Source organism: Acidobacteriota bacterium (assembly GCA_016208495.1).
Lineage (GTDB): Bacteria > Acidobacteriota > Blastocatellia > Chloracidobacteriales > Chloracidobacteriaceae > JACQXX01.
The window spans coordinates 52,298-74,230 of the sequence record JACQXX010000092.1 but is presented as its reverse complement, the minus strand read 5'-3'; the positions used below and the strand labels follow the sequence as shown (position 1 = coordinate 74,230).

The following is a 21,933-nucleotide window of genomic DNA, read 5'->3' as shown; positions in this document are numbered from 1 at the left end:
TCTTTCTCATTCTGGTTGAAATACCAACGAGCCATGAAAACTCATGGCTCGTTGGGTGATTTTCTATTTCGCTACTTCGCTACTTCACTACTTCTCTACCTTATTTTCGGACAAACGTGGCCCAGCCTTTGGTCCAGTCGTCATTTGCACCTGGGCCCATACCGCCCAGGAAGTTGGCCGCTTCAAAGAAGGTATCACCCTGTGGGCGTGATGCCACCAGCGCCTGATTGAGGGCTGGTGAACCGGTCTGTGGCCGGAAATCAGCCGGGGTGGCGGACTTGCTGATGTTGGTCAGGTTTGGATTGTCGGTGCTGACGTTGCGGAAGAGGTTTGACAGGTCGCCTGGATCCGGTGAGCCGGAGTTGGCGACAAACTGGAAGTTGCCTTTGGCATTACCGTTGACGATCAATCCATCAATGCTCAACGCACCGTTTTGGAGTTGAGCCAGACTGGAGTCGTTTTGAACGCGGATCCCGAACTCACGGAAATTCATCACAATGATATTGCGGAAGGTGCCAGCCGTTCCAACCCGCAGAAGCATCCCGAAGGCTGAGCTTGATTTGGTTTCCAGGTCGCCGATCAGCGTCATGTTGTAGATCGTTGGCGCCGAACGTGGCAACTGGTCATTGGCTTCGTTGAGGTTGTCGGCTTCGACCCCATTTTGGGATTCCGTCGTGCCATCCTTCAAACAAATCAGGAACTGGGCTTTTCCAACCCAACCGTTTACCCAGTCGAACCCATCGTCACTGGTGCCGATGGCCAGCAGTCGCTTGACGTTGACTGTACCGCCAAAGAATTCATAAGAATCATCGCCGGCTTCGAGCACTTCCACGTTTTCGACGACGGTGCCGTTTCCAACACCCTGGAAAGCAATGCCGTTCAGTTCATTCTGTGGCGTGATGGGGAAGCCGCCATATTCCACCCGGACAAATTGCAACACACCGCTGTTGTCAGCCGGATTGGTGCCGCCAGCGGCACCCGTGCCGCCTTCGCCCTGGAAGTTTTGAATGTTCATCGGGGCGCTGCCGTTGATGATCAATCCGCCCCAATCACCAAACTTGCGGCTTCCGGCGTTCTGGGCGCTGGTAAACACGATGGGCTTGGTGGCTTTGCCTTTGGCCAGAATCTGCGCCCCGCGCTCAATGGCCAGGAAGCTGTTTGGGCCACCGAAAATCTGGGTACCGGCTTTGATTTTCAACTTGGCTGGGGCTTTGACAAACACACCGCCTTCAAGCACATACCGTTTGTTGGCCTTGAGGCTGGTGTTTTGGGTGATATTGCCACGCAAGGTCACGACATCGCCCTGACGTTCTGGCTGGGGTTCGTACCAGAATTCGCCGTCGTTATCGTCGGCTTCATCTTCATCAAGCTCGATCTGGGTCTGGTTATTGTCTGATTGCAGGGCCGGTTGTGCTGTGTGGTTGGCTGAAACAACCGACCGGCCCGAGGTCACAAAGATTGAAAGGGACGTCAACAGCCCCAGTACTGCAACAGTAAACAGTTTCCTCGTCATGGATACTTCTCCGAATAAGTGAGTCATCAGTGAAGCCTGATGAGCAGAAATAAATGTCATTGAGTGACAGTGAGTAGTCAGCAAAGTCCAGAATGTGGACGACCGACGACTAACACCAATTTGCAATGGAATCCTCGTGTGAGGAAACAGTCAAGTAATTCAACTCAATAAACTTAGTGAACTACTGACTACGAACTACTGACTACTGACTATTTTAAAAGAACGTGTATGAAAGTCCGGCGCCGAACGTCCGTCCGCGGCGATAGACCTGGAAGGGAAAATCATCGCCGATCTTGAAGCGAACCAGCCGGTTGAGCAGATTTTCACCACTGAATTTGACTTCCCATTTGCCGTTTTCACCCCCCAGCTTTTTGCTGAAGAGCACGTCAAGTGCCGGATAGCCTTTTTCTTTGATGTCGGGGATTCCTAAGGCACCAACGTCGCTGATGCGTTCTCCGGTGTAGTTATAGAGAACACGCGCAAAGCTGCGGTATTTCGGAATGTCATAATCAAGCGACAGGTTGATCAGGTGGGTTGACTGGCCGGCAAGTGGGCGATTTTTCGAGGTCAACAATTCAAGCGCTTCAGGGCCGATTTCAACCGATGAATCCACAAAAGTGTAATTGGCCGTGAGCGTCAGGTTTTCCAGCCGGGAGGAGAGCTTGCCCAGGGTCTGGCGCATTTCAAATTCGAGTCCCCGGTTTTTGGCTTTGTCGGCGTTGCGGTATGAGGTGCGCAGGTTAGCCGTGGCTTCAACCACTGGCTCAATCGGATTGCGCAGGTTTTTATAGAAGAAGCTCACCGCAAACAACCGCCCCGATGACTGAAACATTTCAAACCGGGCGTCATAATTTTGAATTTTGGTCCGCACCAGATTGGGGTTTCCCAGGGTCGAGCGACCACCAGTGGCTTCGGTAAATTCAAACGGGCTGAGTTCGCGGAATTGTGGACGGGTGACAGTCTGGCTGTAGCCAAGTCGCAGATTGATGTTTGGTTTGATGTTATAGACAAACCCGATGCTTGGCAGGACATCGGTGTTTTCCAGCGTGGCCCGGGTTGGTTCAGGGTTTGATGAAAACAGTTCAAAGGTCTGAACTTGCTGTTCTGAGTTCTCAATCCGTGCGCCAAAAATCACTCGGAATTTGTTATAGGTGACATCCGCCATGCCATACCCGGCAATGATGTCCTGTTTGGCCACGAAAAAGTCGGTTGGGCGGGTGTTTTCCTGGACTTCAAATCCTTCAGGGTTGATGTTTGAGGCTTCAAACAGATTTTCCGGTGAAAGCGATGTGTCAATTCCAGCCAGGCTACGGGCGGTAAACCGCAAGCGGCGGGCATTGAAGGATCGGTCGCGGTTGGTAAACTGGAAACCGGCTTTGAAGTTAAACGTGATGGTTGATTTAAAGACGAATTTTGACCAGTCAATCGCTGGTTCACGGATGTTTTCACGCATTTTGGTAAACATCCGGAAGCCGCTCTGTCCACCCTGGAAGAACACAAACTTGCCCAGGCTGGAGTTAAAGTCATAGAGCGTTTCGCGCAGATCCGGCTCGTCAAGCAGCGCCCGAGAGTAGGTAAATCGCCAGGTAAAGATGCTATCACCCAGTTTGCTGACCAGGTGATCCCCAGCCAGTTGGTGGGTTTCGGTTCGGGTGCGAGTATAGCGCAGGCGGCGATTCAGAATGTCGGTTGTCCGGTCATCAAAATAGCCTTGAAACTCGCGCGCTTCGTCGCGTGAGTCATTGCTAAAGAAGTTTTTGAACAGGAACTTGTTCTTGTCATTGAGTTTGTAGGCTGCATTGCCCAGCAACCCAAGCCGAACACTGTTGACGCCTGACACATAGTCATACAGGTTTTGGGCGCTGACCACCGGAGTGCCATCTGGACCGGTTGACACCCGCGGATAGCGTTGGATTTCCGGAGTCACCGTTGAACTGTTGCCATAAGTGATGGTGCCGATAAAGCCGAGCTTTCCAATTTGCGTGCTGCCGGCCAGGCTGTAGCTTTGATTGATCGGCGCGGTTGACTTGCGGGGTTCCCAGACATTTTCAAATGCGCGACCAAAGGTCTGTAATTCCTGTGGCGTAAATCCAGGTAGCAGGTCGCTGCCACGCACCAGCGGTTTATTCGGAATGATTGATGGAAGTGAACGCCGTCCCAACCCAAAACCCAGAAAGTCAAGCCGGTCTCCGGGTGCGGTCAGCATATCCTGGAACGTGGTCTGGGTATTGCCGCCAAATGATGTTGAGAATTTGAGCGACGAGCGGTTGGGAAACTCAAGCGTTTCAATTTTGACCAGCCCACCGGCAAACTCGCCCGGTTGATCCGGGGTAAAGGTTTTTAAAATCTTCAAGTTCTGAATCAGGTCAGACGGCACCTGATCAAGCGGCACGACTTTGCGTTCGGCCTGGGGCGTTGGCATCACGGCGTCGTTCATGACGGTGTTGCTATAGCGATCTCCCAATCCCCGAACGTAGACAAATTTGTTGTCAACGATTGAAAGTCCGGGTGCGCGCTGCAGCACCCCGGCGGCGTCCCCGGCCACGTCGTTGTTGATTTCGCGCAATGACAGCGAATCAACAATCGTGCTCGCCGTCTTGCGTTCTTCGACCATTGCAATTTCAGTACTGCCGCTGGTGGCATTGACTTCGACAACTTCGCCGCTTCCAGTCGTTGAAAGCGCAAAATCAAGCGGGAACACATCTCCCGCCACGATGGTGACAGGTTTTTTGGTGTCAACAAAACCGGACTTGAAAACGCGGACTTCGTAGTTTCCCGGCGGGAGTGTCAGGACAAAATTGCCGTCATTGTCCGTGTAGAACGTCTGCTGTGTCGAAACAATTTCGACTCCGGCGTTGGGAATCGGGTCACCGGTTGCCACATTCACGACCAATCCGGCCACTTTGCCGGGTTTATCTGCGTTCTTTGGGGCAGTTGCCGATTTTCCTGATGGTGCAGCCTGAAGCAGCGGCGCACCGAGTGCTGTCAATGGCGTTCCCACCAGACAGAGACACGTCAGGAAGGCGCAGACCTGAGTCAAGGCTGCACGTGGACGAACTGTCATACGTTGTACCTCATGAGATTTGAAAAAAAGAGAAAACACACGAAATAATCTTTGGACTCGGTTGAGTCAGAGGTCGTGACTGATTGAGTGGAGGGTCACGCCTTTAGAGTTGAATATAATCAATGCAGGATGATGAGTTAGGTTGAAGCGGCGAGCTTACTGAGGAGGGGTTAACTTCTTTTGTTGATCGTGTTAAATCTGTCTGACATTGGTGTAACAAAAGCAGATACTCCCTGGGGAGGGAACCCAGGGGATCCTTATGACACGAAAGGACTTGGGATTTTGTTTTAAGTTTAAGACAACCTGTCGGAAAGAAGCTGAATTTGGCGGCGGGAGAAGAGGACGGAACGTCTAACCGAAAAAGACTTCACAATCGCGGTAAATACTGTCATCCAGGAGCTTGATACCCGAGACCGCATGTTCGAGTGGAACTGAGACCATATGTGTTCCCTGGATGGCCGTCATGGAGCCGAATTCACGGTTGAGCACCATATCCACAGCTTTGACCCCCATGCGTGAGGCCAGCATCCGGTCAAACGCGGTTGGCCCGCCTCCACGTTGGACAAATCCCAGCACCGTGACTCGGGTAACAATCCCGGTCAATTCCTCGATTTTTTTTCCAAGCAGTGAGCCAATCCCGCCCAGTCGGGTATGTTCAAATACCTCCTGGGCATCTTGTTCAGAGAGAAAATTTTCATCCGGATGCGGGTGAGCATCCTCCGCCACCACGATGATTGAAAAAAAGCGCCCGAGTGATTTGCGCTGGTTGATGATTTCGCAGATTCGGGAAATCCGGAACGGGTATTCCGGTACGAGCACCATGTCGGCACCCCCGGCAATGGCTGAAGTGGCCGCAATCCAACCAGCATGACGGCCCATAACTTCGACCACCATTACCCGGTCGTGGGATTCAGCCGTGCTGTGTAATCGGTCAATGGCTTCGGTGGCGATTGACACGGCGGTATCAAAGCCAAGGGTAAAGTCGGTGCCACGCACATCATTATCAATCGTTTTTGGGATTCCGACGATTGGGTAGCCTTGATCACGCCACATGCGCAACGCGGCACTGAGTGTGCCATCGCCTCCAATTGTAATCAGGGCATCAAGTCCAAACCGCCGCCAGGTTTCCTGGATACGCTGCAGCGATTCATCCGATTCAAGTGGGTTGACGCGTGACGTTCCCAGAATCGTTCCACCCCGTGGGAGAATACCTGAAATTGAATAGCGTGTAAGGGGTTCAACCTTACCCTGGATCAAACCCTTCCAACCGTGATGGATACCGAGCACCCGCAGGTGGGCCTGCATGGCCCGGCGAACAACTGCCCGTAATGCTGCATTCAGTCCCGGTGCATCGCCACCGCCTGTCATGACACCAATGGTTCGAATGTCTTTCACGTGAAAGTCCTCTGATGAAGAGAAGTCCTGGCTGCCGGCTGATTCTACAGTTGCCTGTATTGGCAGAAGATCGCCGCCCTGGGGTCCGCTTGAAAAAGCGTGTGAGGAGTAAAGGGTTGAAGAGCCACAGGATTGTCAGAGCAAGCGGTGCAACTATATAGTTGAGCGACAAGATGTGTCAAACACCACAATTTCACCCAATCAGACAGGGCTAAGGGCTGTTAACAAGCGTAAAGCTCAGATTCTCCTTTGTCCTCAGATCCTGAAATCTTATTTTGAGATCAGTTTGAAGCCGGTGTGGTTACTCTTGAAAAACTGAAATGCGATTTGACACTGACCCTACCTGGAATATGTTGCAGAAAGATTAATTCAAATTCGATGACTGTTTCCTCACCTCCTGATTCCCCTGTACTCCTGATTCTGGACACAACTTCCACCCAATTTAGCGTTGCGCTGGTTCGTGGAAGCCAGCTTCTGGCCGAATTTGGCGTGGTTACCAGGCAAACTTCATCACTGGTGATCAGTGATATTGATTTTGTCTTACACCGCGCCGGTTGTGCTGTGACCGAACTGGACGGATTTGGCGTCCTGGTTGGCCCAGGCAGTTTTACCGGTCTCCGTGTCGGATTGGCTACGATTCAGGCGATGAGCCAGGCCCTGAATCGGCCAGTTGTCACCGCCACCACGCTCGAAGCTTTGACCACTGCCGTTCCTTCCTTTTCAACCCCGGTTTGGGCCTGGGTGGTACAGATTTCGTATCGGGACGAGGTCTATGCCCAGTGTTTTCGGCTCGAATCCGGCACTGGGCCGCAACCGCTCACTGAACCAGTCGCCGGTCACAAAAATCAGATTGCCGAGATCGTAACCGTGTTTCTCCGAACCCCTCCGACATTTGCCGCTGCGGGGTTTTTTACCGGAGATGCGATTCCCACCTTGTCTGGCCGCCTGCAATCTGAAGCTGACAAGCAGCACGTTCAATTTTTTCCACTTGACCAGGCTTCTCAAATGAATTACCTGATTGAATCAGGCGGTTGGTATTGTATTCAATCTCCAACCTTTCTGGCACCAACGGCAGCGAGGCTTTTTCTCAATCGCTGGCGGGAGGGAAAACAGATTGGAGCCCACGAAATCGACGCCTGCTATGTTCGTCCGTCTGAAGCCGAACTCAAATTGATCCAGCCAGTCGAAAGTCAGGCGTGAGGTGTCGAAAATGGAAAAACCAAAGGGACTCAAGTTTTTTGTGGCGGATATGATGGAAGCCGACCTGGAGGAAGTGGTGGAGCTTGAAGAAACCACCGGGCTGAGTCGCTGGGGGTATGAAGGCTATCATTGGGATCTGCATTACAACCCGATGGCCATCATGCTGGTCGCCCGAGGTGATGAACCGGGAGCCATGATGCGACGCATTCTTGGTTTTATCGTGGGGCGGGTTGTGCCCTCTCCGGTCGAAGAGTATGACGAACTCCATATCAACAACATTGCGACACATCCAGATTTTCGACGATTTGGCGTTGGGTGGGAATTGATGGAGGAAGCCATGGCGCGTGGTCGCATCTATGGCGCCAAAAGTGTCCGGCTGGAGGTTCGGGCTTCAAACACAGCGGCACAGTTGCTCTATTACCAGCTAGGGTTTCAATCCGTCACCCGTCGCCGCAATTACTATTATGGGCCCACGGAAGACGCCGTCGTGATGGAACGCTGGCTGTAAGGCCAACATGAAGAATGAAGAATTGAGAATGAAGAATGTGATTAGTGGTTAGAAATCAATACTTTTGAAGAAGAACCAAGAACCAACCAATTCTTAATTCTTAATTCTTAATTCTCAATTCTTCATTCAATTAAGGAGTTTGCTTTGAACCTGTCATCATCTGAACTGATTCGGCTGGCAGAAACGCTCAATACATCGCAACTGCGCCAGATTTTATCTGGCCCGGCGGAGACCAAATCTGCGAACCGAAAGAAAAAAGCACCTGTCGAAGATCTTTCCTCAGCACTCCCCAGAACGCTTTCAAAGCTGAACCGGATGGAATTGATCGTTGAACTTTCAATTCAAGCCCAGGACCAGCCGGCACTTGCCCACCGTCTGGTTGAAGCCGTTGAGTTGACTCCCAAACAGTTGCGCGACTGGCTTGAAGAACGCGAACCAAAAGCCCCGAAAGCGGGTCTGGATAAAATTGTGGCCGTGCTGACCCGGTCATATCAAAAAGGCCACCATGCCGCCGGTGTGCCAGCTTTGGCGGTCGTCCAGTTGCTGGCATCGGGCGGGATCAATCAGGTGTTAAAGGAACTGATTGAATTTGAAAAATCAGCCGGCGCCAAAGCTGAGGAATCGCTTGATTTGCATTCGTTGATGCTCCGCCGTCGGCGCCGGGAAGAACTTGATCAGTTGCTGGCTGGAATTGGGGCGCCGGAAGTTCAGCCGTTTCGGCCTGACGATTTTCAACTTGAAGCGGTTGACCTGGTTTTGAATCAGGATGCGGATGTTATGGTTTCAGCACCAACCGGCTCGGGAAAGACCTGGATTGCCGAGCAGGCCATCCGTGGGGTATTGGAGCGCGGTCAATCCTGCTGGTATACCTCTCCACTCAAAGCCCTTTCCAATGACAAATTTCGGGAATTCAGTCGCATTTTCGGCCCCGAAAACGTTGGCATCATCACTGGTGATCGGCGGGTCAACCCGGATGCTCCGCTCAAAATCGGTACGACCGAGATTTACCGCAATGGCCTCTATGACGCCATGAACGGCCTTGGGTTTTCAGACCGGACTCTCAGCCAGGTTCGGCTGGTCGTGTTTGATGAAGTTCATTATCTGGGGGACCGCGAACGTGGCGTAGCCTGGGAAGAATCAATCATTTATACCCCGCCTGACGCCCGCATTCTGATGCTTTCGGCCACGGTTGGAAACTCGCAGGAACTGGCCGATTGGGTGACCTGGACGCGTGGCGTTCCCTGTCATCTGGTGTACCATCCAGATCGCCCGGTGCCGCTACGAACTGCCTTTGTTCACACCCTGGGACGGCTCCAGCCACTCTTGTCCGATCAAGATGGGGGAACACATTTGCACGCTGATATCATTGCTCTGTACAGTAACGCCTTTGTCGAATTGGAAGCCCGAAAGAACCGCCGCCGACCATTCTATCGCCGATTTAAGTAGAGGGAGCGAAGTAGTCAAACCCAGAGCAGTGAGTAGCGAGTGGTCAAACAATTACTCTGTCACCTTGTCATTTTGTCACCTTGTCATTCTGTCACTTTGTCAGCTTGCCATTCTGTCATAAGGAGTTGCCCCTGAATGTCCAAAGATCAATCGAAGCGCCCGCTTCCGCTCAAAGCCTATAAAAACCTGGATTTTTTAAATAGCAACAGCGCCCGAGTGTTGCGGATTCTGAGCGAATATCTGGAGCCGGAATCGAGATTCCGCCATTACAAGGTCAAAGACACCATCGTCTTTTTTGGTTCAGCCCGGATTCGCCCGAGTGAAGAAGTCGAGAAAGAATTGAAAAATGATGGGCTTGAGGATGGTTACCGGGACAAACTGGACCGGGCACTGGAAATGGGGCGTTATTATGATGATGCAGTTGAACTTGCCCGGTTATTGACCGAGTGGTCAAAAAGCCTCAAAGAACGCCAGCGACGGTTTTTGATTTGTTCTGGAGGCGGTCCGGGCATTATGGAGGCTGCCAATCGAGGTGCCGCACTGGCACACGGCAAGTCAATCGGCCTCAATATCAGCCTTCCATTTGAGCAAGCTCCGAACCCATTTATTTCAAATGAGTTGAGTTTTGAGTTTCACTACTTTTTCATGCGCAAGTTTTGGTTTATCTACCTGTCAAAAGCGCTGGTGATTTTTCCAGGCGGCTTTGGAACGTTAGACGAACTCCTTGAAGTCCTGACCCTGATTCAAACCAAAAAACTGCGCCGCCCAATTCCGATTGTGATTTATGGCGAGCAGTACTGGCGCGAAGTTTTGAATTTTGACGCCCTTGAAAAGTGGGGAATGATCAATCAAGAGGATCTGAATCTGTTTCGTTTTGCCGATACGCCGCAAACGGCCTTTGAATATCTCCGGGATCAATTGCAGATGTTCTATGGCGAAGAGGCCGAAGCTTCACCTTTTAACGAATAAAACCAGGGCTGAAGAAGGCAGGTTGGGGGCTGAGGGCTTGGGGCTGAAGAATTGGGTTTATTTCATCCTTCATCCCTCATCCCTCATCCCTCATCCCTTCGATTGCCCCAAGCCCTGGTTTTCTCAGCCCAAAGTTTTCAGCCCGAAGAACAAAAGCCACCCATGCAAATCACTTTTCTCGGTACCAGTTCAGGCGTTCCAACTCGGGCACGCAATGTGTCGAGCGTGATCCTGTCGTTGACCCAACGAGGGGAGCAGTGGATGTTTGACTGTGGCGAAGGCACCCAGCATCAGTTTTTTCGCAGCAACCTCAGTATCAGCCAGTTGCGCCGTATTTTCGTCACGCATATGCACGGCGACCACACGTTTGGACTGATGGGCTTGCTTTCCAGCGCTGGTCTGACCGGGCGAATGACCAAAGTTGATTTATATGGACCGGCTGAGTTGAAAGACTTGATCCACGCTTGCCAGCACTTCACGCAGACCCAGTTTCCCTACAATCTCAATATTCACCCGGTGAAACCTGGACTGGTCTTTGAAGACCACGAATACACGGTTACCTGTGCCACGCTCCGGCATCGCATTCCAGCTTATGGCTACCGGGTGCAGGAAAAAGACCGACCCGGTCAGTTTCTGGTCGAAAAAGCAAAGGCGCTGGGGATTCCGTTTGGGCCGCTCTACGGAGAACTCAAACGCGGTAATTCCATCACGCTCGCCGATGGCCAAACCATCAACGGCGCCGAACTCTGTGGTCCTCCCAAGCCGGGCCGGTCAGTGGTGTATTGCACCGACACGATTTATTCCGAATCATCAGTCCGGCTGGCCAAAGATGCGGATGTTTTGATTCACGAAAGTACCTATGCCCACGAAGACGAGCCCCTGGCCCATCGCGCCCTGCATTCAACCACGCGCATGGCCGCCCGTGTCGCCCTCGAAGCCGGTGTGAAACAACTCTTGCTGACACATTTCAGCCCGCGCTACACCAATGAAAGCGCTATCACCCTCGATGATCTGCTCAAAGATGCCCGTTCAATCTTTCCCAATACTGAGCTGGCGCACGATTTTTTGGTGTGGACGGTGGATAATTCAAGATCGTAGTCAGTAGTCAGTAGTTGATAAGTCAGTAGTTGATAAGTCAGTAGTCAGTAGATAAAACCCGGATCGTTGAATCCGTCGAATTCTTGAAAAGAATTGTTCCTAAATGACTCAAATAGAACCGAATCCACTTGACAGAATTTCTCAATTCCCAACACTCGACTACTGACTACTGACTACTGACTACTGACTACTGACTACTGACTACTGACTACTGACTACTGACTACTGACTACTGACTACTGACTACTGACTACTGACTAAAATCCCTCTAACATTGAAGTTACCACGCTTCGGGCGAAGTCGCGGGCCATGCGTTCGACGGCTGGGTCTTCTTCGTTAAAAAATGAGCGCGGATCATCGGAGAGTTGATATTCGCCACGAAATTGCAGCCGTTGATCGTTAAACAGGACGCGATTGGAGGTCTGGTCGCGCAGCGTCACGGCTGAAGTGATGGTGAGTTCATACAGGCGGATACGGCCCTGATCGTCAACGAGTACCCCTCGAAATCCAAAGTTGCGGATGCTCCCGGTGATGAGCGCATCGGCGTGAGTGGTATCGGTTGTGAGCCTGATTGGTAACCCCCGGCGCAGAATTTCATCCGCCAGCGCCGCCGTAAACCGTTGTTCGACCCGATACCGCAGGCTCTCGTTGGTAAATGTCTGAATGGCAATCGTGCGGATATTCGGCGGCAATGAACCACCTTTCCCGGCTGGTTTGTATCCGCAGGGGCCAGCACCGACCGTCACAAACACCAGAACAAATAAACAGATGCTGTGAAACACACGCAATACATAGTGGAGCTTCGACGAAATAGGTTGATTCATTTGGCAATTTTGTCCAGTTTTTCATTCCCGGTAAAGTGACCAAGCTTCACCCTGGTCAACTGAACAGCGTTTTTGGTTTTGAGCTTTAATGAAGTAAAAATTGAGACTGGTGAAAGGCGTTTGTTAAACAGATATGACTGGATGGCCAGATCACGAATTGAGGCATCAGTGCACAGGTGAACCAGTGCTTCGCGGTGTTCGTCGCTCTGGTAGTAAGCCGTTTGTAAAGCTTCAAGTTGACGGTAGGTTGCGCCGTACTCTTTCATAAATCGTTTCTGGTAGGCATCTTCCAGCTTATGTGCCCGCAAATCAGCGCTGCATTCTAAAATTGCATCTGCCGCCATCACACCACTTTTCATTGCATAATAAATGCCTTCACCCGACGTTGGCGCTGCCAGGCCAGCAGCGTCCCCGATCAAGACTGCCCGGTTGGCGGTCCAGCTTTTCAACGGACGGAGCGGAATTTGAGCGGTTTCAGTCAACATCGGTGCGTCATGAATGCCAAGCTGCTGTTTGAAGGTTTCCAGATAGATATGGACGTTGGCATTGCTGACTGTGGTGGCGGTGCCAATCACGACGTGGTCGGCTTTAGGGTACACCCAGCTATAGAAATCAGGCGAAAACCGCCCGTCATAATAAATTTCACACCGCTGGATCAACTGGGCAATGTGATCAGACTTGAGTGCAAATCGTTCCTGGACAGCCGTTGCCTGCAAACCGCCTTTGACCAGATTGAGTTTTCGGGCGACCAGAGAATTGACGCCGTCGGCGCCAATGATGCAATCCGGCTGGACAGTTTTCCGTTTGCCGTCAGGGGTTGTAAACGTCACAAACGCGCCAAGTTCTGTTGCATCAAGTGTTTCAACGCGGGCTTCGACGATCAAAGCACCTGCCTGGGCCGCCCGATCCCGCAAGAAATTGTCAAACGCTTCGCGGTTGACCATGCCCACAAAACTATTTGAAGTCTCTATCTGAACCGATTGGCCTGAGGGGGCATAAACCGTGAGGGCTTGAACCCGCCGTTCAATGATGTGTTCTGGAATATCAAATTCGCGGATCAGCGCTGGAGGGACTGCCCCGCCACAGGGTTTGATCCGGGTGAAATTTTTTTCAAGAAGAATGGTTTCAACGCCACTTTGGGCCAGCTTTTGGGCGGCAACCGCGCCACCAGGGCCACCACCACAAATAACAACAAGCATATTGGTTTCGTCTATTTTCAGGATCAGGGGTCAACCAGTCAGGGCATTGGAAAACATTTCGGCGTTTGGAGCAACTGATGTTTGCTGCTCCAAACGCCGAATAAGAAAATCGTATTGGTAAGGGTTCAGGGTTTCAGGGTCCAGGGTTTAAAAGACATAAAGGACAAAAAAGACGAAAAGGACAAAAGTTCGAAGACCCTGAACCCTGAACCCTGAACCCTGAACCCTGAACCCTGAACCCTGAACCCTGAACCCTGAACCCTGAACCCTGAACCCTGAACCCGGTCCTAAAGTGCTGCCGCGCCGCTGACCACTTCGATGATGTCGTTGGTGATGGCTGCCTGACGGATGCGGTTCATGTTCAGCGTCAGCTTGTTAATCACCTCGGTGGCGTTCTTGCTGGCGGAGTCCATGGCGGTCATCCGGGAACCATGTTCGGATGCCACTGATTCAAGCAGGGCCTGAAACATCTGGGTTTCAATGTAGCGGGGAAGCAGCCGGGTGAAAATTTCGGCTGGTGGCTGCTCATAGAGATAGTCAGTGCTTGAATCCGAACCTCCTTGCCCCTCATCGGTCGTTTCGGTAAAGCGTCCGATTGGCAGGAGTTGTTCGGTTCGAACAACCTGCTGAATGACGGATTTGAACTCATTATAAATCAGAACGACTTTATCTGGAGTTTCAAATTCGGTTTTTTCAGCCGCTTCTTCAAGCGTTTCGGTTGAACTGCCACTAAACATCTCGACTACTTCGTGGGCAATCTCGGCAGCAATCTCATACGTGACCGCTTTGGCTGTGATGCCGATATATTCCTTGCGAATTTTGATGTTGCGTCGCCGGAAGAAATCCCGGCCTTTGCGTCCGATGGCCACCAGTTCGATGTGGGCATCCGGATTTTCACGGATGAAGAGGTTGGCCGCCCGGATCAGGTTGGTGTTAAACGCACCGCATAACCCTTTATCGCCAGTCACCAGGACCAGCAAGACCCGGTTTCCGGTGCGTTGTTCTAACAGTGGACTCGAAAACCCGGTGGTCCGTGAAGCCAGATTTTCAAGCACTTCGGTCATTTTCCTGGAGTATGGGCGCGCTGCGGTTACTCGATCCTGCGCACGTTTCAAGCGCGAGGTAGACACCAGTTTCATCGCTTTGGTGATCTGGCGCATGCTGCGCACCGCCTTAATTCGTCGCCTGACACCCTGTAAATTTGGCATAGCTTTTTATTTCTGTGTGATGAATAAGGGTTAAGCCATGTCTGAATGAAGAATTGAGAATTGAGAATGAAGAAAGAAAAAACAGAATGGTTTCTTCATTCTTCATTCTTCATTCTTCATTCTCTTAGGCTTTTGCTGCCTGGCCGCGAACGGTGAAGGTCTTCTTGAACTCGTCAATGGCTGCCTTCATTTCATCCTTGATCTCGCCGGTCAATTCCTTCTTGTCCAGAATTTTCTTGAGCAGTGAAGACTTGCTGTTATCCAGGAAGGACATCAACTCGGTCTCAAACCGACGGAGTTCAGCCACGGGAATTTCATCCACGTGACCACCCGTGGCGGCCCACACCAGAAAGACCTGCTTTTCAACCGGCATTGGTACATATTGCGGCTGTTTGAGGATTTCCGTCAGGCGCTGACCACGAGCCAACTGTTGCTGGGTGGCTTTGTCAAGGTCGGAGCCAAACTGGGCGAAGGCGGCAAGTTCGCGGTACTGGGCCAGTTCGAGGCGGAGTGTTCCGGCGACCTGCTTCATGGCTTTGATCTGGGCGTTTCCTCCCACGCGGGAAACCGACAGACCGACGTTGATGGCGGGTCGGACCCCGGCGTTAAAGAGGTCGGCTTCGAGGAAGATCTGACCATCAGTGATTGAAATCACGTTGGTTGGAATGTACGCCGAGATGTCGCCGGCCTGGGTTTCAATGATCGGCAGGGCTGTCAATGAGCCGCCGCCTTTTTCATCACTGTATTTGGCCGCGCGCTCCAGCAGGCGTGAGTGCAGGTAAAACACGTCCCCAGGATAGGCTTCACGTCCGGGCGGACGGCGCAGCAACAGGGAGATTTCGCGATACGCGACGGCGTGTTTTGAAAGATCGTCATAGATGCACAGCACGTGTTTGCCGCGATCCATAAAGTATTCCCCGATGGCACAGCCCGAGTACGGCGCAATGTACTGCATGGCCGCCGGGTCCGAAGCGCCGGCTGACACAATGACGGTGTATGACATTGCGTCGTGCTCTTCGAGCTTTTTCACCACCTGGGCCACAGTTGATTTTTTCTGACCGATGGCGATGTAGACGCAGATCAGATTTTTGCCTTTGGAGTTGATAATGGTATCAAGCCCGACGGCGGTTTTTCCGGTCTGGCGGTCACCGATGATGAGTTCGCGTTGTCCGCGACCAATCGGCACCAGCGAGTCAATGGCTTTGAGACCGGTCTGCATTGGCTCTTTCACCCCTTTGCGGTCCACGATCCCAGGGGCGATGCGCTCAATGGGGTTAAACCCGTCATTGGCAATCGGGCCGCGACCATCAATTGGTTCGCCAAGGGCGTTGACCACCCGACCGATCATGGCGTCACCGACCGGGACTGACATGATGCGTCCGGTGCGCTTGACCAGGTCGCCCTGTTTAATCGTGTAGTAATCACCAAACAACACCGCCCCGACCTTGTCTTCTTCAAGGTTGAGGGCAATGCCTTTTACGTTGTTGGGTAAATCGAGCAATTCGCCGGCCATGGCGCGCTCCAGGCCGTGGATTTCAGCGATTCCGTCACCGACTTTGATGATCGTGCCAACCTCAGAAACCGTTACTCCCACCTGGAAGTTTTCAATCTGTTGGCGAATTATCTGGCTAATTTCGTCCGCTTTAATTGGTTCCATAGTTTCTTCCTGTCAGGGAAATCCCGCAAATAATTCAATTCAAAAAAACTAACATCGTTTTACCGGGCATTGGCGATGAGTGGTGCTCACCAAAAGAGTGTCTGGAGGTGAGGATGAGGGGAATCCCCTGAAAAAATGAATGCGTGGAAAAGAAAATCGCTCTATCCAAACACAATCCCCTGTGTGAAACCCAACTCAGATCAACACATGCACCAGCTTAAGAATGAAGAACCCTTTTAGTGATTAGTGATTAGTGATTAGAAATCAATACTTTCGAAGAAGAACCAAGAACCAGGCACTAAAAACTAACCACTAACCACATTCTTCATTCTCTAGTTTTGGCTCAGAGCTGTGCGATAGCTGTCTAACTGATTGCGAATTGAGCCGTCATAAATGCGGCTTCCAATCCGTGAGACCACACCTCCGATAATCGTTGGATCCACCGTGTAGTTGATCCGAACGGCTTTTCCGGTGACTTGCTGGAGGCGTTTTTCAATCGTGACTTTTTGGGTTTCAGCCAGGGCGCCAGCGGTGGTGACATCGGCGGCGACCACATTGGTCCGAATGTCAATTTCGCGTCGTAATGCCTCCACAATTTCACCTAAATAGGCCAGACGCTGATTGCGCAGCAGTAGACTCAGGAAATTCACCGTTGTCGGGCGCAGCTTCATGCGGGTGGTCAGCGTGACCAGCAGCACTTCTTTCTGGTTTTGGGGAATTGTTGGATTGACCACGACTTCGTGGAGTTCGGCGTGGGTGGCGACCAGGGTCTGAAACGCGCTGATCTCAGTAAACACTTCTTTCATTTCGCCTTTGGCCGCAGTCACATCAACCAAAGCACGGGCATAACGATTGGCAAGGGCGGTAATGCTCATAAATAACTCAGTTCGTGGAAATGAAGACCTTTTTCTCGGGCTGAAGACATCGGGCTCAGGGCTCAGGGCTGAAGACATTGGGCTGAAGAATTGGTTTTATTTCATCCCTCATCCCTCATCCCTTCAATCGCCCAAGCCCCCAATCAGTTCACCCGCTCCATGCGGTCAACATAGCGAGTAACCAGTTGATCGCGGTCAGCGTCTTTCAACTCACGCCGGATGATTGCTTCTGCCATTTCGACTGCCTGCGAGGCGGTAAATGCCCGGAGTTCAGTCCGGGCCGCTTTCATCGCACCTTCAATTTCAAGGCGGGCCATCGCGCGCAACCGTTCGGCATCTTCTTTGGTGGTTTGTGCAATTCGTTCGCGCTCAGCTTTGGCATCGCGTTCAGCTTGCTGCTTGATGTTGTTGATTTCGTCATCAAGTCGGCTGATACGGGTATCTAACTCTTTCATTTTGGCTTCGGCGGCAGCGATTTCTTTTCCAGCTCGCTGAAGTTCTTCCTCGATTGAATTGGCGCGGGCCTGCAACCCCTGCGTGAGTGGTTTATAGAGAACCGCCCCAAGTGCAATCGCAAAAATGGCAAAGTTGATAAAGCGATAGCCAAGCGGCATTGAGGAGAGGAGTTCGATTGAGGCGAACAGGCTGGTTAAGAGAGGAAACATCATCGTGGACCTCCAACTTGACGACCAAGAATTGAGGTCGAAATCGTGGCGGCCATCACCGAGGCATCTTTTTCAAGTGCCGTGCGGGCTTTCTTGACCTGAGCTTCGATTTCACTCTTGGCCTTGGCAATGTCAGCCGTGGTTTCGGCACGCACGGTGTTAAGCATATCAGTGCGTTCCTTCATTGCGGCTGAACGATGTTTTTCCATCTGTTCATAGGCCACAAGGCGCGCATCTTTAAGTGCCGATTCATAGTCTTTGAGCCGGCGGTCGTATTCTTCGAGCAGGTGCCGGGCACCGCTGATGGAACCGCTGGTCAGGCGTTCCCGCTCTTCGAGCACTTTCAGGATCGGATTGAAGATCAGGCTGTTGAGCAGAACCGCTAAAACAATGAAAAGGACGATGATAACGACGAGAGAATAGTCAACGCTCAACAATTCGGCGAAAAGCAGAAGTTGAGGTAATAGGCATGCGTCTATCATAGCGAATGAGGTTCAACCTTTAGAGACGGAAAAGTATGAGGGATGAAACGGGTCCTAAAAAGAAGAGCGTTGATAGCATAGCGGGGTAGGAGTGTCAAGGACAGAGTCCTTTTCAGCGTGGATAAGTAAAAGCATTTGCAGCACTTGGCTTGAGGGTTCGCTCAACTTTCAGTCAACCTGGGTCAAAACCCCAGAGCGCCTGATTCCCAAAATGCCTTGTTTTTGGAAGGCTCGATATTTTGAACGCTCAGGCAAGTCTGAGGACCAGTGAAAGCGGTTGGACTTTCGCGGTCCAGTTCAATCAAAATTTGGGCAACTTTGGAAAAATCTTCGTTCTCTCAAGATCGCTTCACATCCGCATCTCTCCACGTTATTCATATCTGTATTAAGGAGAAACACCTGAATGAAGTTGTTTGTCTGGCAGCCGATTTTCTCTGTCTTTTCAATGGTTTGCGCCGTTGTTTTTTGCTCCACCTGTGCCGTAACCGGCCAACAAGCACCTGCGGTTGGGCCGGCGCCGGGCGGAGAAACAAAACCTTCTGCCGCCCGTGGCCGGGTTGAATATGCCACCTTTCAGTCGGCCAGCCTTGGTCGAGCCGTCAACTACGCCGTTTCGTTACCGGCTTCGTATGACCAGGACAAATCACGCCGCTATCCAGTGGTGATTTTTCTGCATGGGTTGTTTAACTCAGAGCGGGATTGGGAAGGTCGTGGGATTGAAGCCAAGTTGCAGGAATTGCGCACCGCCGGCAAGGTGGGCGAATACATCGTCGCCATGCCGTATGGCGAAAACAGCTTTTACATCAACAGCAAAAGCGGCGTACGGTATGAAGACGCGATTGTAAAAGACTTTATCCCCTTTGTTGATAAGAGTTTTCGGACGATTGCCAAACCTGAGCATCGTTTGATCGAAGGGATTTCAATGGGCGGCTACGGGGCGCTCCTGATTGCCTTCAAGCACCCGGAACTCTTTTCCGGCGTCGTAACCCACTGCGCGGCGCTTTTTGAAGAATCGCCAAAACCACCAGCTTCGGTGTCGGATATGCGTGGTCAGTACCGCTACAAAATCGCCACCGAACTCTATGGTAACCCGCCGGATACCTCATTTTTCCAGGAAAACAATCCGCTCTACCTGGCCAAAACCAATGCCGCGAAGCTCAAAAAACTGAAAATTTATTTTGATGTGGGAAGCGAAGACCGCTACGGATTTGACGTCGGCAACAAGCTCCTGAATCAGATTCTGACCGATGCCGGCGTGGAACATGAATTCACACTTGCGCCCGGCAACCACGGCTGGAGCTTTCTGTTGAGTCGCGGTGAGCCAGCCTTTACCTGTTGCTGGAAGGCCGTGAAGAAGTGAAATCCATTTCATCACATGAACAGGTGTGGTTTCAAAAGCAGATTTGAGCATCCGAACGGCAACTCTTCGAGGTGCAAATCGAAAAACCACATCGGGAGTTGATTGGAAAAACTGGATTTCCCTGAACCCTGAACCCTGAACCCTGAACCCTAAATGGTCTTAACCCACCGTTCGACTATTGGCACGGCGAAGCGCCCTTCGGTGGTCAAAACGTCGTGGTCTTTGAGCCAGCGCATGGCTTTCGGGAAATTTGGAACCGGTGAACTGGTCGCGATTGCCTGCAAAATTGCCTGTCCGTCTTCGCCTGCATCACTCCAGACATTGAAAAAGTAGGCATCGCCGCTCGAAAGCGTGCGTGAAATGGCTTCTTCGACATCGGCGATAGTCGCCTGTTTCCGTTTGCCTTCGTTCATAAACTGCACCAGTTCAAAGCCGATTCCTTGAATGAGAAAAGGCTGTCCGTTCGTCGCTGAAATAATGCCTTCAAGCGCTCCATCGGCATATGTCATATCAAAATCAGGAATTGGTTTGGTCAGAAGCGGTACAACTTCGTCAGGTTTGAGAAAGCTCACGCGGATATTTCGCGCACTGATAAACCGATCCGTCCAGGCGGGACCAAGTTCGGCAAAACGATGCGCTCCGGTAAACATCATCGCGATGCGCCGCCGATGCTGAAAGGTATTTCGGAGCAAATCAAGCACGTCCGCACCCCATCCGGCATCAAGCGCCGTTTGTAGCCGTTCATATTCATCCAGACACAGGAGCACCCGCATTTGTTCGGGGAGGGCTTTCTCAACGTTGGTCAACCATTTCTCAAAAAACCCGAACGGTTCGCTTTTCAGCGCTTCAACCGAAAGCGGGTCAATCAGAATTCGGCGGCGTTGCAACGCTTCGCTCATCGCCTCTGAAATATACCGGAGCAATGCGTTGGCGCTTTCCCGCACGGCTGGCGCCTGACAATCAACCATTGCCGGCGCAAAATCGGGCCCCAGCAACCGTGGGAGTTGATTCAAAATACTGGTTTTTCCCATTCGTCGTGGGCCAAAGAGCAGCAGGGTGGGCAGATTTGCAGCATTGAGGAGGGATTCTTCGATATGACCGACGATGTCCTGACGCCCGGTGAAAACATTGTATTCAGATTCGGTCACCGGGGTTCCAAAGACAAACGGGTTGGGGATTTCACCTCTGGCTTCGATGTCAGACTGGAGCGCCTGACGACTAGCTTTGATGAGTGCCTGCCATTCATTGGCGACTTGCAGCAATCGTGGCACCAGTTTTCCACGAGTCACAATCAAGCTTTTTTGGAGTGATTGGAGTTCGGACAGCGCCTGGTCAAGCGCCTTCCGTTTACGATTTTGGGAACGAAGTTCAATAGATTGACCAACTTGCTGTGCGATTCGATCAAATTGCGGCAGGGCTTCGGTCAATTCTTTCGGTAACTCTGCCGGAGCATTGGTTGTCCACTTGAGCGTCTCGGAAATACTGGCCAGTTCCTGCGGAGTTTTGGCCTGCAAATCACTGACTGCAATTTCAGCCAGTGCCGAAAGTACCGCACGGCGTTGTAATGTGCGTTCAGCCGCAACAAAGGCGATTTGACGAAAACCCTCTTCACGGTGCTGTTTGGTCATCAACACCAACAGGTCGCTCAGATATGGCAAAGGCAGCCAGATCACTTCATTCCAGGAAATGGGGCACCATCGCCAGGCACGAAAAGCAGTTTGAGGATTTCGGTTGGCTTTGAAATAAGCAGTGGTCGAAAGTGCAGCATTGATGGGGTACGTTATGAATCTAAAATAACCCAAGATAGACGCCACGCTAACCGCCACGCCAGTTATCACACCATCCATCACGCCAACCATCACGCCAAACACCACGCTATCCATCACGCCAACTATCACGCCAACCGCCGCGCCAAACATCACGCAAGATGCCACGTCGGACGCCACGCCATTCGCCATGTTGGACGCCAGGCCAAACACCAAGCCACCCACCAAGCCAAACGCCACGTCGGACGCCACGCCACCCGCCACGTCACTCTCCACGCCAGCTGCCAAGCCACCCGCCAAGCCACCCGCCAAGCCAACTGCCAAGCCACCCGCCACACATCCAAAAGCAAATAGCCAGGATCTTAACCAGTCATAATTAATTCCATATGCCTCGCAAGCTAAACCAATCAGCAGATTTCCCCCAAAGACAATTGCTGTCATAACTGGAGCCATTTTCCCCACATAGAAAACACGCTCCTTGAAAGACATCGTTGGCTTTTCAACTCCATCGCCTGCTACCTCACGATCAAACCGCGACGGCTGAAAGAAAATGAGAAACAATTGCCAGCATGCCCAGCGAAGGTAATCGCCCATATGTTGTTGGAATTAAAATCAGTTAGAGGATGAAGATTGGGCCAGAGGTTACGGTGCCAGATGTGGAATGGTTTTAGGCCCGCAGGGCCTGAAATCCTTACCCTGAAGTG

At 51.8% G+C, this 21,933-nt stretch carries 17 protein-coding genes; 6 read left to right on the top strand and 11 right to left on the bottom strand.

Going from position 1 to position 21,933, the window contains the following annotated elements; translation table 11 throughout:
• Nucleotides 1-100 precede the first annotated feature (100 nt).
• The 3 genes from HY774_19250 to HY774_19240 form a co-directional block, all read right to left on the bottom strand.
• Nucleotides 101-1,513: a hypothetical protein gene (locus tag HY774_19250; GenBank protein ID MBI4750627.1), complete on the bottom strand. Its 1,413-nt coding sequence runs from the start codon at nucleotides 1,511-1,513 to the stop codon at nucleotides 101-103.
• Between the two features lie 214 nt (nucleotides 1,514-1,727).
• Nucleotides 1,728-4,577 (bottom strand): TonB-dependent receptor, encoded by a 2,850-nt coding sequence (locus HY774_19245; GenBank protein MBI4750626.1) that lies wholly within the window; start codon nucleotides 4,575-4,577, stop codon nucleotides 1,728-1,730.
• A 351-nt stretch (nucleotides 4,578-4,928) separates the two neighbouring features.
• Complete coding sequence (locus tag HY774_19240) at nucleotides 4,929-5,945, bottom strand: 6-phosphofructokinase (protein MBI4750625.1); 1,017 nt, start codon at nucleotides 5,943-5,945, stop codon at nucleotides 4,929-4,931.
• A 405-nt stretch (nucleotides 5,946-6,350) separates the two neighbouring features.
• On the opposite strand from HY774_19240, the gene tsaB reads away from it, so the two are divergent.
• From tsaB to rnz, 5 genes are all read left to right on the top strand, one after another.
• Nucleotides 6,351-7,172 carry a tRNA (adenosine(37)-N6)-threonylcarbamoyltransferase complex dimerization subunit type 1 TsaB gene (gene tsaB, locus HY774_19235; protein MBI4750624.1) on the top strand — a complete coding sequence of 274 codons (822 nt, stop codon included), beginning with the start codon at nucleotides 6,351-6,353 and terminating at the stop codon, nucleotides 7,170-7,172.
• Between the two features lie 10 nt (nucleotides 7,173-7,182).
• On the top strand, nucleotides 7,183-7,680 hold the full coding sequence (locus HY774_19230) for a GNAT family N-acetyltransferase (protein MBI4750623.1): 498 nt from the start codon (nucleotides 7,183-7,185) through the stop codon (nucleotides 7,678-7,680).
• 144 nt (nucleotides 7,681-7,824) lie between these two features.
• Nucleotides 7,825-9,126, top strand: coding sequence for a DEAD/DEAH box helicase (locus HY774_19225; GenBank protein ID MBI4750622.1), 1,302 nt, complete (start codon nucleotides 7,825-7,827; stop codon nucleotides 9,124-9,126).
• 135 nt (nucleotides 9,127-9,261) lie between these two features.
• Nucleotides 9,262-10,095, top strand: a complete 834-nt coding sequence (locus HY774_19220; GenBank protein MBI4750621.1) for an LOG family protein — start codon at nucleotides 9,262-9,264, stop codon at nucleotides 10,093-10,095.
• 162 nt (nucleotides 10,096-10,257) lie between these two features.
• Entirely contained in the window at nucleotides 10,258-11,193 is a 936-nt protein-coding gene (rnz, locus tag HY774_19215) for a ribonuclease Z (protein ID MBI4750620.1), read from the top strand.
• A gap of 257 nt (nucleotides 11,194-11,450) precedes the next feature.
• On the opposite strand, the gene HY774_19210 is transcribed toward rnz, so the two are convergent.
• From HY774_19210 to HY774_19180, 7 genes are all read right to left on the bottom strand, one after another.
• Complete coding sequence (locus HY774_19210) at nucleotides 11,451-12,017, bottom strand: LptE family protein (protein MBI4750619.1); 567 nt, start codon at nucleotides 12,015-12,017, stop codon at nucleotides 11,451-11,453.
• Nucleotides 12,014-13,216: a geranylgeranyl diphosphate reductase gene (locus HY774_19205; protein MBI4750618.1), complete on the bottom strand. Its 1,203-nt coding sequence runs from the start codon at nucleotides 13,214-13,216 to the stop codon at nucleotides 12,014-12,016. Before HY774_19205 ends, HY774_19210 begins: the two co-directional genes overlap by 4 nt.
• Nucleotides 13,217-13,503: 287 nt before the next feature.
• Entirely contained in the window at nucleotides 13,504-14,424 is a 921-nt protein-coding gene (atpG, locus tag HY774_19200) for an ATP synthase F1 subunit gamma (GenBank protein ID MBI4750617.1), read from the bottom strand.
• 124 nt (nucleotides 14,425-14,548) lie between these two features.
• A complete protein-coding gene (atpA, locus tag HY774_19195; protein ID MBI4750616.1) occupies nucleotides 14,549-16,081 on the bottom strand; it encodes a F0F1 ATP synthase subunit alpha in 1,533 nt (510 codons plus the stop codon).
• 332 nt (nucleotides 16,082-16,413) lie between these two features.
• The gene (gene atpH / locus HY774_19190) at nucleotides 16,414-16,956 is read right to left on the bottom strand and encodes an ATP synthase F1 subunit delta (protein ID MBI4750615.1); all 543 of its coding nucleotides are present in this window, start codon (nucleotides 16,954-16,956) and stop codon (nucleotides 16,414-16,416) included.
• Nucleotides 16,957-17,099: 143 nt separating this feature from the next.
• Complete coding sequence (locus HY774_19185) at nucleotides 17,100-17,624, bottom strand: ATP synthase F0 subunit B (GenBank protein ID MBI4750614.1); 525 nt, start codon at nucleotides 17,622-17,624, stop codon at nucleotides 17,100-17,102.
• The gene (locus tag HY774_19180) at nucleotides 17,621-18,103 is read right to left on the bottom strand and encodes an ATP synthase F0 subunit B (protein MBI4750613.1); all 483 of its coding nucleotides are present in this window, start codon (nucleotides 18,101-18,103) and stop codon (nucleotides 17,621-17,623) included. The genes HY774_19185 and HY774_19180 overlap by 4 nt, the downstream gene beginning before the upstream one ends.
• 403 nt (nucleotides 18,104-18,506) lie before the next feature.
• Between HY774_19180 and HY774_19175 the strand changes: the two genes are divergently transcribed.
• A complete protein-coding gene (locus HY774_19175; GenBank protein ID MBI4750612.1) occupies nucleotides 18,507-19,463 on the top strand; it encodes a hypothetical protein in 957 nt (318 codons plus the stop codon).
• Nucleotides 19,464-19,612: 149 nt separating this feature from the next.
• Here the strand turns inward: HY774_19175 and HY774_19170 are convergent, their stop codons facing one another.
• Nucleotides 19,613-21,505, bottom strand: a complete 1,893-nt coding sequence (locus HY774_19170) for a hypothetical protein (protein MBI4750611.1) — start codon at nucleotides 21,503-21,505, stop codon at nucleotides 19,613-19,615.
• Between the last annotated feature and the right edge of the window lie 428 nt (nucleotides 21,506-21,933).